This window comes from Paenibacillus sp. FSL R7-0345 (genome assembly GCF_038595055.1).
GTDB lineage: Bacteria > Bacillota > Bacilli > Paenibacillales > Paenibacillaceae > Paenibacillus_AQ.
The window spans coordinates 3,562,455-3,575,518 of the sequence record NZ_CP152002.1; the positions used below are offsets into that span (position 1 = coordinate 3,562,455).

Consider the following 13,064-nt stretch of genomic DNA (forward strand, 5'->3'; position numbering starts at 1 on the left):
AGCGGAAGGGCTTGATACAATCAGCGCAGGAAGCAGTAAAGCAACGTTTCACAGCAAAGAAAGTGCTGCATATTGTCCTAAAAATTATCGCCGCATTCATCATATTCGTGCTGCTTTTTATAGCCACTGTGTTTACGGTTAACAAAATCAGTTCCTATTCTGAACAAAAAAGAACGGAGCCGTACGGCCAGCTTGTACCTGTTGACGGTAAACAGATGAATGTGTTCATCCAAGGCGAGGGTGAAGAGACCATCGTGCTTCTGCCCGGATATGGTACAGCGGCACCTGGCCTGGATTTCAAGCCGCTTGTTTCAGAGTTAAGCCCGAACTATAAGGTTGTGGTGGTTGAGCCTTTTGGTTACGGTTTAAGCGACCAGACCAGTAAGGAACGTACTACAGCCAACATCGTCAGTGAAATTCATGAAGCGCTGCAAAGTCTGCGAATTGACCGTTATATCCTGATAGCCCATTCCATTTCAGGACTTTACAGTCTGGATTATGTGAATCAGTATCCGAATGAAGTGAGTGCTTATATCGGGCTGGACAGCAGTGTTGCTACATTAAGAGAACAGAAGATTACTTCATCTGACACCAAACCGGTAAAATGGTTCCGCGACCTTGGCTTCGCCCGCATCCAGCTGAAGCTGACTGCTGACGCTTATGAAGGCCTGCCTTATGATGAACAAACAAAAGAACAGATTAACATCCTGATGCGTAAAAACATGTACAATTCAACCCAGTTAAACGAAGCTGTGAGCATGTATGCCAACTATGACGCAGCAGAACAGCAGAATTTCCCTGCGAGTCTACCTGTCCTGTTCTTTCTTCAGGCCAATCATCCGGTGACAGACCAATGGATTCCTGAACATGAGCAGCAAATAAAGGATTCTCTGCAATCTGAAATCGTCTTACTGGACGCAGATCATTATTTGTATCGTTCACATGCGGAAGAAATCGCTGAAAAGATAAGAGATTTCACAGGAGAATTGAATTAAGCACCTCAAGCTCAGGATTGGTTTGCTTCCAGCGCGTGAATATTCTTTTCTCCCCAGGCTACGATTGCCTCAATGAGCGGGACCAGCTCTTTACCGGATGGGGTAAGAGAGTATTCTACACGCGGAGGGATTTCATTGAATTGCTGGCGGTTCACAATTCCATTATCTATAAGCTCTTTTAAACAGTTCGTTAGGGTGGTGCCGGTGATCCCGTTCAGTCTTCTTTTCAGCTCATTGTAGCGGATGCTTTCCTGTTCACTTAAACAAGCCAGAATCGGGAGATTCCACTTGCCGCCAATGACCTGAAAGGCGAAAGTAGCCGGACAGAGCTGCTCTAAATTCAATTCATATTTCATTCTGAACCCTCCATTAGTATATATAGTATACTAAGTATTAAATATAATAGTACTTGTTATAAGGATTATAAGCAATATAATTATACTATACAAAGGATGATGCGCATATCCCAAAAAAGAAAGGCGTGATCGTGGTAATGAATGACTCCAATATGATGTGTGATCTGGAAACCGGAGTTTGCGGCGCTCCAGGTGAAGAAGCCGTGCAGGAAATCGACCTGAATCAGGTTGAGAAGAATGTGAAGCTATACTATGTTACCGATCCAATCTGCTCTCACTGCTGGGCTTTGGAGCCTGTCTTAGGCCGTTTTGTGCAGGAATATGGACAGTATTTTCATATGGAGACCGTAATGGGGGGACTGCTGCCGGGCTGGAAAGGCTTTGCCGACGGGGGCAACGGAATTCAGAAACCGTCAGATGTAGCAGAGCATTGGAGAGAAGTGGGGGAGCATTCCCGCATGCCTATAGACGGATCGCTATGGCATAGCAACCCGGTTCAATCCTCATTCCCGCCTTCCAGAGTGTTTAAGGTTATACAAAACAGCCATCCAGGCAGAGAAGCGGAATTTTTGCGGCGTGCACGGGAGGCAGTGTTTGTATTTAATCAGAACATCGGAGAAGATGAGATTTTGGTTAATATCGTGGACCAGATGGGATTAGACGGAAAAGAAAGGGTCAGCCAAGCTGCGCTTGAGTCAGCCCAGGATCTGCTGGAAGCAGACTTTCAGCTGTCCTCCCGTCTGGGTGCCCGGGGATTCCCCACTATTGTTATGGTGAACGGAGCCAATAAAGGTGTGAAAGTTGTCGGGGCAAGATCACTGGATACCTATGTGCAGGCTCTGCAGCAAGTAACCGCGCACGAGCTTTCGCCTAAAAAGAGACCCCGCTTATCCCAATTAGTAAATGATGAGGGCATGCTTTTCTCTAAAGAGATTGAAATTATGTATGACATTGAAGCTAATGCAGTAGAAGCTTTTATCGAAGCGGAATTGCCTGAAGGCTCTTACCGGGTTCAAGCCATTATGGGTGAGCTGTATGTTGACAAACTGAATTAAGGCAAGTACGCGCCGCTTTATACTCTATGTCCGCTTCTAAATTTCACTTTAGAAGCGGTTTTTTACGTTCAAAATAGTAGATCAAGTCGCCTTCGTTCCCTGAAGAAAGAGGGCTACCAGCTTCCGGCCGAGGATGAGCGGGGATTCATACTTTTGGGAGGCATTTTCGCGGTTTCCCATCAGCATTAAGGTCGAAAAGGTCTCTGCCAGGAACATCGGGTCGTCCTCACGAAGCAGCCTCTGGTTCATGCCAAGCCGGAAATGGTCTGCCAGCAATTCATGAATATGCTGCTCAGCTTCGCGGATTGCCCGAATTTGCTCCGCTTCAAGAAAAGGCTCGGCTTCTCTCATCATCGTCTCAATCTCGGCATGGGGATTTGCCAATCTGGCTTCTGCCATACGCACCAGGCCTTGCTCCAGATCATCGGCTGCATCCAGCAATTGAGCAGTGACCGTCCGGATATTTTGCAGCATGGTTGTCATGGCTACCTTGAATAATTCCGGTTTACTCGCGAAATGATAATAAATGGCCTGCTTGGACACGCCGCACCGGTTGCCGATCTGCTGCAAGGAGACCGATTCATAGCCATATTCTTTAAATAATGCGGAAGCCGCCGAAATAATCGTCTGATAAATAGTGGTGTCTGTGTCCCCCTGTTTGGGTCTCCCCGGCAGGCGTTTTGCTGATTTCTCTGGCATTGCACACGCTCCTTCATGAATATATTATGACAAACACCGGACATTAGCAAAACCGGCTTGTAATTTTACTTACCAGTAAATATAATTTAATTTGTAATTAAAATTGTAAGGAGTAAAGGTGGTTAACTATTGAATACGGCGAAACGCATGAGCAGATGGAAGAAGATACTGATATGGATAAGCGTGGTCGTCGTTGTCCTGGCAGCCGGAGTATATGTATATGTTGCATCGGCTACATACAGCCCGTCCGCACAAGCTGAAGCAGCTATGCAAAGCGACAGTAAGGTAAGTGTTACCGAGGTAAAGCAGGGTTACCGGTTTGAGCCGCAAGGGGTAGAGGCGGTGGAGCCGAATATCATCTTTTATCCTGGGGGTCTGGTAGATCCGGCAAGCTACTCTCCTCTAGCAAGAGCAATGGCAGAACAGGGTCACCGGGTATATATTGCCAAGATGCCGCTGAATTTGGCGATCTTTGGTAAGAATAAGGCCGATACATTTATTGCAGAGCATCCGGATGAAGCCTTTGTGATTGGCGGCCATTCGCTGGGCGGCGCTTTTGCCTCCCGATATGCAGCAGAGCATCCTGATAAGCTTGAAGGAATTTTCTATTTGGCAGCTTATGCTGATGATGGCGGAAGCTTAGCTGCTGCTACAGGCCTATCCGCATTGCAAATTACAGGAACAGATGATGGCGTATTAAACTGGGAGGAATGGGAGAAGACCCAAACCAACCTGCCGGTGGACACGACATTTGTCAGTATAGACGGAGGCAACCACGGGCAGTTCGGATCATACGGTATGCAAAAGGGAGATCACACACCCGAGATTACCGGAGATGAACAGCTTCAGAGTGTCGTTCAGGCGCTGGATGACTGGTTAGACGTGTTGAACAAGTAAGCAGAGGCTCGAATTACTAAACCTGAAAAGGGTAGTGGTTCGAGTCTTTTAACATTGTAATGAAAAAAATATAATTAGATTTAAGATTGTAGTCCAATCTATCATTCCAGCTTCAGAATAAAGTAGAGTATACCCTTGAAATGGAGTGATCAAAGATGGCGACAATAATAAGCTATGGCTCGCAGGCAAAACTTCCGTTAGACCCGCTGAATACAGCTGTAACGATTGCGGGCATTCCTGGAGCTGGAGCAGGCTTAGCCACAGCACAAGTCGTTCTTAGTCCGGCTAATCCTGCTTCTTTCTCCAGCAGAGTCGAGTTAAATGGTAGCTTTAGTGTTAATGCACCAGCCAATAGTCCATTCTTTGTACTGATCCGGCGCGCCGGAACCGATATTTACCGGTCCTTTTTCAATTTTACGACAACAACTGATATCCAATTAAATGTACAATGGGTGGACGGTCCTTATATTGGAATCCAAAACTATGAGCTGGTCATCCAAAATGAAAGTAACCTGCCTTTAAGTCTATTCGGACCCATATCTTTCACAGCGACTGCTATTGGGGGAGAGGGCGTTATTTAGCCTGATAGATAAGAAAGCAAAAAAAAGAGAAGCGGATTACCGGCTTTTCTTTTTTTTGCGCAGGTATTTTTTATTACAGATGATTTCACGTTTCTGAATGGAAATGTGTAAATAGATACATTTTATTGGTTGAATTTACCTAGTTCTGCATTGTACAATGGGTAACTAGGGTGAGAATACTAACATACGATTTACCAAAAGTCGCAAATACATAGGTTTGTGAGGTTTGCATATGATGAAGAGAATAAAGTTTCGGATGCTGCTTATTGGAGGGTGTATCACCCTCTTTTTTCTTATTTTACTCGCCAGAGTGTTCTGGATTCAGATGCTGGAGCGGGATTACTGGCAAGCCGAAGCCGCCAAGCAACGTGCCCATACTTCTGTGATTAAAGCAGTGCGCGGTTCGATCAAGGACCGCAACGGCAAGGTGCTCGCCAGCGATGTACCAGCCTACACAGTAGTGGTTAACCCGGAAATGATCGCTGCGCTCGGCATCGGGGAAGAAGTGATCACCGGTCTGCATAAACTGCTCGGCAAGCCTGAGGATGAGCTTAAGAAGCTGGTGGAGGCCAAAGACAAGAACGGGAAGTATCTGAAGAACCGGGAAATCCGTAATGAAGGCTGGAAAATAGACAAAGAGCTGCGCGACCAAGTGAACGGGTTCATTGAGACACTGAAGAAAGAACATAGCACACTGGAGACTGGCGTCGGTCTGATTAGGGAGCAGAAGCGCTATTACCCGCAGCAGACACTGGCCGCACAAATTTTGGGTTATACGGACCGTGACGGCAAAGCAGTGATGGGCCTTGAAAAATATTTTGACAAGCAGCTTACAGGTGTAAACGGCAAGCTGCTGTACCAGAGCGACGGCAAGGGCATAAAGCTGCCTGAATCAAAGGATACATACCAGCCGGTGATAAATGGAAGTAATATCAAACTGACGATTGACAGCACAATCCAGTACTACATCGAACAGGCGATGCAGAAGGCCTATGAAGAGTATAAGCCCAAAAGCATTACGGTAATTGCTGCAGATCCGAACACCATGGAAATATTGGGAATGGCGAATATGCCAACCTTTAATCCGAACGAGTTCTGGAATTATGCCTCGAACCCCGGAGTATTCTTCAACCATGCCATCCAGGCGAGATTTGAACCGGGCTCGACCTTCAAGATTGTAACGCTTGCCGGAGCGGTCGAGGAGAATGTGTTCGATCCGGACGCAACCTTCGTCTCCGGTTCAATCCGCATCAAAGGGTATGGCAAGCCGCTGTATGACCAGAAGAGAAGCGGTTACGGCAGAATTACTTTCCTGGAAGGTGTAAAACGTTCAAGTAACGTGGCCTTCGTTAAGCTTGGCTATGAAATGCTCGGTCCGGACAGGCTGCTTAATTTTGTAGATGCCTTTGGTTTTAATGATCCTACAGGCATCGACCTGCCGGGCGAAATCAGCGGGGTCGTCAATCCCACACCGAACAATGCTGCGGAGAACGCGACGATCGCATACGGGCACGGCAAAGTGCTGGTCACACCGATTCAGCAGCTTACGGCCATGGCAGCTATTGCGAACGGCGGCAAGCTGATGGTACCGCATGCCGTTAAAGAAATGACGAACCCGAATACCGGGAATACAACCATTACCCAGCCGGAAGTGGTCCGTCAGGTCATCTCCAAAGAGAGCGCAAGAGAAACGGGAAGCTACCTGGAACAGGTCGTTGCGGATCAGGTCGCCGGGACCGGGCGTCATGCTTATATTGAAGGATACCGGGTAGCGGGCAAAACCGGTACAGCGATTAAACCTGACGGTAAGGGCGGGTATAACCGTAACAAGGTGCTTTCATCTTTTCTCGGCTACGCACCGGCTAATAATCCGAAGATTGTGGTTTATGTAGTCATTGATGAGCCTGTGTATGCTACTGGCGGCGGTGCTGCGGCGGGTCCGGTGTTTAAAGAGATCGTATCATCCGTATTGCCCTATATGGGTGTGCCAAAAGTGACAACGGGTGATAAAAGCAATACCTCGCTTTCTCCCAAGAATTCATCTGTCCCGCAGCGCTCTACACCCGATCTGACCGGTAAATCGCTGCAGGAGGCCAGGAAGCTGCTGATTGATCAGGGAATTGATTTTGAAGTGGTCGGGTACGGAAAAGATGTAGTCCGCCAGTACCCGGAATCGGAAGCTCTGCTTGCTGCGGGACAGCGGATTTATCTGATAAGCGAGCAGGACGACCAGGCATCCATCCCCAACCTGCGGGGACAGTCGCTCCGTGATGCGCTGGAGGTGCTCACTTTGCTGAAGGTTGCAGTTTCCGTTGAAGGCGAAGGGTATATTACCAGCCAGACAGAAGCCATTCTACACGGTAAAAGACTTGTACAGCTCAAGCTTAACCCGCTTAATACATATGGTGAGGATCTTCCGGTATCTGCGGCCCAATAGGAAGCTGCGGATACCGGGGTTTACGGAAGGTAACCGGCAGCTGGGATCAATCCTCTAATAATGGCTCCACAGACTGTCTTTAAATCAGGTTACAGCCAGTGGTCTGGTTTGCAGGTAAAGCTCCAAGTCCGGGCTTGAGCCTGTTAGGATTTTGTCCGTAACAATTTTGGCCAGAACACCGTTATATACGGTTCCGTTGTCTCCGTAAGCCATAATAATATAACAATGCGGGTAGCTTTCGTATTGGCCGATGATTGGCATTCCGTCATGCGTTCCTCCGTAGAAGGCGCCCAAATAGTATTCCGGTATAGCCTGAATGTCAGGAAAGAGGTCTTTAAACGCCTCAAGCAGCTTGTCCTTGCTTGCAAGGATTTTGGAATCTCTTGTGCCGGAGTAGGATGTATCCTTATCCATGCCCCCAATGATAATCCGGTTATCAGGAGTGGTACGCATATAGACATACGGGCGCGCGGTTTCCCATATTAAAGTTCTTTTATGCCAGCTTGAAAAATCGGCGACCGACTTTGTAATGACAGCGTAAGAGCTTGCCAGTGTAGCATTTTTTTCCGTTTTAAAGTCACTGTCCTCGTAACCGGCTGCGATAATAACGTGTCTGGCCCGGATTTCGCGGTGCTCTTTTGTATAAAAGACGGCATAATCCTGCTCGAACCGTCTGCCTGTTATTTCTGTATTTTCATAGATCTGTCCGCCCAATGCTTTTACTTTTTCAAGTAATCCGTAAACAAATTTAAGCGGGTTCATTTCGGCATCATCGTGGTAGTAAAGTGCGGCTTCTTTCTGAAAAGGATATCGTCCGGTTATTTGCCCGGCATCCCATAGATCCACCTTGAACCCGTAATTCTTTAACAGGTGATATTCCGCAGTCAGATCAGAAACATCCTCCTTGCAGCTTGCATAATACAGGCTGTCCCGTCTTATAAAATCAGGATCTACGGGTAACCGGCGGCTTACCCGCTCAATCTCATTGATAGACTGTTCACAGAGCTTAAGATGGCGTGCAGCGGCTTCTTCCCCAAAAGAGTGGCTCAGGGATACAAAGCTCTTTTCTCCGGCATATTGGATTAATGCTGTATTCGTGCTGGTGCTGCCTTCACCGGCTTTTCTTTTGTCAACTAGAACAACGGACAAGCCTTGCTCACACAGGAGATTTGCACACTGTGCACCGGAGCTGCCCGCACCAATTATAAGGACATCACAAGATATATCCTCTTCAAGCTTGGGATAAGAAGGGGGAGCCGTTATCGTTGTTGGCCAGTACAATTTACCGCTTTGCAAATCCATATCATATCTCTCCCTTAATTATTTTTCGACGCTTAGTATGGACACTTTACCGCGACTCGATGCAAAACATTCCTGATGCATAAGCCTTTCATTCTAATGGAAAACTCTCATGGAACGCATAAGCAGTGTGATTTCATTTTCAGGGAGGTTAACCTAATGACAACTCAGGATCCGAAGGAGCTTTTGAAGAAAAAACATGAGCTGGATGAGCAAAAAAGACAGTTCACAAATTTTGCCCGGAGTGTCAGCGGCCATACTGAGGTCGAAGCAGGCCAGGAATTTAGTAATGACCGGATATCTGACGATCAGAACCGTATGAAATCGGTTGAGAACAAACGTGATTGATTGTATATGAAGCTATAAAATGAGCCGATCCTTTTGAGGGTCGGCTTTTCTGGTTGACAGAAGACAATAATGCTTTAGACTAAATATTGCTTATATATCAGCAAGTCATTTACATACATCACATAACGGAGGGAAAGATGAAGAGATTCATGTCATACCAGCCCTTCAGGAAGCAGCTCCGGGCAGTGCTTTCTTTTTTACTTAGAGGGAGTATGCCGCTCAGACGAAAAATTCTGGTCAGCAACATCCTTATTGTCTCGCTGGCTCTGGTTATTTTTATGATTAGCATTCACCGGATTGTCTTTAACCAGACGCTGGAAAGAACCACGGCAAGCTCACAGCAGGAAGTGAAGCTGGTCAAGCAGTCGATGGAGACTGTGTTTCAGTCTGTCCAGAATTTCACCAAATTCGTGCTGATTAATCAGGACACTCAGAAGCTGCTTAGCAGAGACACCGGTGCGAGTCATGATGTGGCTGCTCTGAAATCGATCTATAATACACTGGCTGCAATGCTGGAGACAGAACCGAATATCGATTCCGTCATTATTGAATCCTTAAACGGCGACCTCTATTTCACATCTAACCTGACCGGCGTTACCCTGCAGAGTCTCGGCATCTACCCCAAAGATGAAATGGATGCCGCAAAAGGCGGGGCCGTCTGGACAGATTCGCTTAGTCCCTCATTCCTGTCCGGGATGCAGCACAAGAACATGATCAGTGTGGGCAGGGTCATTATGAGCATGGAAACGGGAACTCCGCTAGGTTATATTTATGTGAATATTGATGAGCGGACGCTTGCCCGTTTGTACCATAATAATGATCAGATGGATCAGAATGCTACTCTGGTCATTAACCGGGACGGAACCATTGTATCTGCCAATGATGCTTCAATCGTTAACCAGCCGGTTGGGGAAGAAGCTCTGGCCAGCTGGGTGAACGCAGTCAGTCAAGGGAGTAAGACATTCCGGGTTGCCGGAGAGCGCTATTTAGTGTCACTACAGAGCCTGGCCCCCTATGGCTGGAAGGTTGCCCATCTGGTTACTATTTCGGAGCTGACTTACGGCTATTGGAAAATCGCATTATTATTAGCCGGCTTTGGACTGATCAGCATCCTGTCAGCGGCGTTACTCTCCTTCGTATTCACACGTCTACTGACCCGGCCGCTCAGCCAGCTCAGTGAGGTGATTGTCGAGGTAGGGGCCGGGAACTTTGAGCGGCGTGCTCCTGCCGACACAGAGGATGAGGTTGGCCGGTTAGGCGCTACCTTCAACGAAATGGTACAGCATATTCAAGACTTGATGGGAAGAGTTGAAGCTGAAGAGAAAACCAAGCGGATGCTGGAGCTGAGGCTGTTGTATTCGCAGATTAAACCGCATTTTTTGTACAATACGCTGGACACAATCCGTGCAATGGCTGTGATGGCAGACGCTAAAGACATCAGCAGTATTCTGAAGGCGCTTGGTGAGTTCTACCGGATTTCGCTGAGCAACGGCCGGGAGCTAGTTACGGCGGCCCAGGAACAGAAGCATCTGGAAAGCTACTTATATATCCAGCAAATCCGCTTTAACAAGCTGAGCTACCGGATTTCGTTCGAACCGGGCATTGAATTATGCCAAGTGCCTACGATGCTGCTGCAGCCGCTGGTTGAGAATGCGATCCACCATGGCATAAGAGGAATGGCGGACGGGGGATTATGTGAAATCAGCGGTTATATTGAACGAACGGACGGGCAGAGCAATCTCTGCTTTATGGTCCGCGACAACGGCAAGGGCATGAGTGAAGAGCAGCAGCGGCTGATCTGGTCGGACAACAGCAGGGAAGAGGACTACAGCTTTGGGCTCAAAAATATCCAGGACCGCATTCAGCTGCGCTTCGGGGAAGCTTACGGGATCTCCCTGTCGTCCGAACCGGGTAATGGCGTGGAAGTGAAGGTACGTTTACCGATGATCTTGAAAACGAACGAACAGGAGGAGGGGACAGCGAGATTATGAATACAGCGCCGGTAGCCCGTGTCCTGATTGTAGATGACGAGTATTATTTCAGGCAGCTTTTGATCCGTCTGGTGGATTGGGCTTCCGCCGGATTTAAGGTCGTTGCAGAGGCCGAAGAGGGTTCAGCCGCATTGCGGATTATAGAGGAACAGGCGATTGATCTCATTATTACGGATATTGAAATGCCGAATATGAACGGGCTTGATTTTATTAAGGCAGTCCGCAAGCTGGACTCTGCGGCCAAGCTGATTTTTATCACAAGCTATGATAACTTCTCTTATGCGCAGCAGGCCATTTCACTTGGAGCAGACCATTATTTGCTGAAGCCCGTTGATGAAGATGCAGTTGAACAAGCTCTTGCCGCAATCCGTGCCCAATTGACGGAGAAATGGGAAGCGGAGCGCTATCTCAGCCGGCTGAAAATAGAAGCGGGTTATGTGCAGGAGCCGGAAGCGGAGAATGTACAGGAAGAGAGACGGCATAGCAGCGGTAAGCGGCTGATTAACAACGCTATAGCCTATGTAACCTCGCATTATGCCGAGGATACGTTGTCGCTGCAGAGTACGGCCAGCGCCCTTTTTGTGAATCCGAGCTATTTAAGCCATATGTTCAAGAAGGAGACCGGTGAATCGTTTGTAGAATACGTCACGAATGCCCGCCTTGCACAAGCTATGGAGCTGCTCAGCCAGGGGATTGCCGCCGATGAAACTGAAGCTCCCAAGGTAGCGACGATAGCCCGCCAGGTGGGATACAAGGACCCGTTCTATTTTAGCAAATGCTTTAAGAAAAGGTATGGCATTACCCCGAATAAAGTACACAGCGGTACCCGTTCAGACCCATATTGAGCAGTTTAGGCGTGGTCCGGTTTTTCTGCCGGGCTTTTTTTTGTTGGAGTAAAATAAACGCTGCGTAAAGCAGCTGTTAACATACGAACACTCTGTAAATCCTGTGTAAAGTATCATGACACACCTAAAAATTTTACTGTCAGAACCAATATTTATCCATTCGAACCTGACCGCACACTTGTTAAGATTGTACCTGTAATTCGAATCCGTAAATATGGAAAGGTGGTCCACATCAAATGTTTGGGAAAAAGCTTGGGGTTGTTGCGGCATCTGTCGCGCTCTGTAGTGTAGTGCTTACTGCTTGCGGAGGTGCGGAAGTAAACAATGGGGGAACCCAGAATCAGGATGCTACGGCGGACAGCAAGGAGTCTGTTACCTTATGGATTTTTGATGCAGATCCGATGTACCATGCAGCAGCTGAAGCTACCGCAGCAGAAGTCGGCGTTGATTTGAATTATGAGTACATACAAGATGAGACCTACAAAACAAAAATCAGTGTGGCGCTGGCTGCAAATGAACTTCCGGATGTATTCCAGCAGCATGCCGGGAAGTCCTACCGTACTCCTGTGCTGCAGTCAAAAACCGTTGCTCCACTGAATGATATACTGGATTCTACCGGCCTGGGCAAGCAATTCCTGGACAACCAACTGGTAACTGAGGAAGATGGCAATATTTATTCTGTTCCTTCCAATATCAGCACAACACTGGTACTGTACTATAACAAAAAGCTGATGAATGAGCTCGGCGCTTCTGCACCGGCAACCTGGGCTGATCTTCAGGCGCTTATTCAACAGGCTAATGAGAAAGGAATTATTCCTATTTCATTGGGCGGAAAAGAAAGATGGCAGGGCGATCTGCTATACAACATGCTTGTAGCACGCCAGGATGTTAATGCCTTCGATCATGCGATTAACGGACAAGCGAAATTCACGGATGCCCCATTCCTGGATGCAGCTAAACAGGTGACAGATTTGGTCAGCACGAATGCCTTCCAGAAGGGTTTCCTCGGCTCCGCTTACCTGGATGCACAGGAGCTGTTCAAGAACAATAAGGCTTTGATGTGGATCGACGGCAGCTTTAACTTCACTGCCCTGTCGGAGGCTATGGGTGACAATCTCGGATATATCGCATTCCCGGCAACGGGTGCGGAGGATATCTACAGTGCAACAATCGGGTTCCAGAATTCGGCAGCACCTTACTCCCTGTTCGTGAATAACAGCTCCAAAAACCTGGACAAAGCCAAAGAGTTTGCCATCCGCCTGTCCCTGAAGCTCAATGATGAATTTGTCCGTAAAGGCCTGCCCGGATATGCAACAAGCGAAGTGAAGTCGGAATCGCAGAATGAACAGCTCTCCGCGTACGCTACGGATATCGGTAAAACAGCCAAAACACAGGCTATGTGGTTCGGTCTGCTGTCAGCGGATACGGGGCAAGAATACCGTGATCTGACCCAGCAGCTGTATGGCGGTAACCTGACTGCTGAGGAGTATACGGCTGAACTGGAAACCTTGCTCCGTTCGGCAGAGTAAGACGGCGTTAATAACAGATTAACTCGGTATTG

Annotated in this window: 12 protein-coding genes; 9 read left to right on the forward strand and 3 right to left on the reverse strand. The window is 47.8% G+C overall.

All coding sequences use genetic code 11. The annotated features are described in order from the left end of the window. Positions 1-11: 11 nt before the first annotated feature. On the forward strand, positions 12-995 hold the full coding sequence (locus tag NST84_RS15115; protein WP_342561018.1) for an alpha/beta hydrolase: 984 nt from the start codon (positions 12-14) through the stop codon (positions 993-995). Between the two features lie 11 nt (positions 996-1,006). Here NST84_RS15115 and NST84_RS15120 read toward each other — a convergent pair whose 3' ends face one another. After that, on the reverse strand, positions 1,007-1,351 hold the full coding sequence (locus tag NST84_RS15120; protein WP_342561019.1) for a helix-turn-helix domain-containing protein: 345 nt from the start codon (positions 1,349-1,351) through the stop codon (positions 1,007-1,009). Between the two features lie 137 nt (positions 1,352-1,488). On the opposite strand from NST84_RS15120, the gene NST84_RS15125 reads away from it, so the two are divergent. Continuing rightward, the gene (locus tag NST84_RS15125; RefSeq protein ID WP_342566443.1) at positions 1,489-2,406 is read left to right on the forward strand and encodes a DsbA family protein; all 918 of its coding nucleotides are present in this window, start codon (positions 1,489-1,491) and stop codon (positions 2,404-2,406) included. An 81-nt stretch (positions 2,407-2,487) separates the two neighbouring features. Here the strand turns inward: NST84_RS15125 and NST84_RS15130 are convergent, their stop codons facing one another. Then, positions 2,488-3,105, reverse strand: coding sequence for a helix-turn-helix domain-containing protein (locus NST84_RS15130; protein ID WP_342561020.1), 618 nt, complete (start codon positions 3,103-3,105; stop codon positions 2,488-2,490). 129 nt (positions 3,106-3,234) lie between these two features. Here NST84_RS15130 and NST84_RS15135 point away from each other — a divergent pair, with 129 nt between their 5' ends. The 3 genes from NST84_RS15135 to NST84_RS15145 all read left to right on the forward strand — a co-directional run bounded on the left by NST84_RS15135 (position 3,235) and on the right by NST84_RS15145 (position 7,020). Beyond that, on the forward strand, positions 3,235-4,002 hold the full coding sequence (locus NST84_RS15135; RefSeq protein WP_342561021.1) for an alpha/beta fold hydrolase: 768 nt from the start codon (positions 3,235-3,237) through the stop codon (positions 4,000-4,002). A gap of 155 nt (positions 4,003-4,157) precedes the next feature. Beyond that, the gene (locus tag NST84_RS15140; RefSeq protein WP_342561022.1) at positions 4,158-4,583 is read left to right on the forward strand and encodes a hypothetical protein; all 426 of its coding nucleotides are present in this window, start codon (positions 4,158-4,160) and stop codon (positions 4,581-4,583) included. Positions 4,584-4,839: 256 nt separating this feature from the next. After that, complete coding sequence (locus NST84_RS15145; RefSeq protein WP_342561023.1) at positions 4,840-7,020, forward strand: penicillin-binding transpeptidase domain-containing protein; 2,181 nt, start codon at positions 4,840-4,842, stop codon at positions 7,018-7,020. 84 nt (positions 7,021-7,104) lie between these two features. Here NST84_RS15145 and NST84_RS15150 read toward each other — a convergent pair whose 3' ends face one another. Further along, positions 7,105-8,322, reverse strand: coding sequence for an FAD-dependent oxidoreductase (locus tag NST84_RS15150; RefSeq protein WP_342561024.1), 1,218 nt, complete (start codon positions 8,320-8,322; stop codon positions 7,105-7,107). 156 nt (positions 8,323-8,478) lie between these two features. Between NST84_RS15150 and NST84_RS15155 the strand changes: the two genes are divergently transcribed. The 4 genes from NST84_RS15155 (at position 8,479) to NST84_RS15170 (ending at position 13,032) form a co-directional block, all read left to right on the forward strand. Further along, positions 8,479-8,667: a hypothetical protein gene (locus tag NST84_RS15155; RefSeq protein ID WP_342561025.1), complete on the forward strand. Its 189-nt coding sequence runs from the start codon at positions 8,479-8,481 to the stop codon at positions 8,665-8,667. A 137-nt stretch (positions 8,668-8,804) separates the two neighbouring features. Then, on the forward strand, positions 8,805-10,658 hold the full coding sequence (locus NST84_RS15160) for a sensor histidine kinase (protein ID WP_342561026.1): 1,854 nt from the start codon (positions 8,805-8,807) through the stop codon (positions 10,656-10,658). Further along, complete coding sequence (locus NST84_RS15165; RefSeq protein ID WP_342561027.1) at positions 10,655-11,503, forward strand: response regulator; 849 nt, start codon at positions 10,655-10,657, stop codon at positions 11,501-11,503. The genes NST84_RS15160 and NST84_RS15165 overlap by 4 nt, the downstream gene beginning before the upstream one ends. A 236-nt stretch (positions 11,504-11,739) precedes the next feature. Continuing rightward, a complete protein-coding gene (locus NST84_RS15170; protein WP_342561028.1) occupies positions 11,740-13,032 on the forward strand; it encodes an extracellular solute-binding protein in 1,293 nt (430 codons plus the stop codon). Positions 13,033-13,064: the final 32 nt, after the last annotated feature.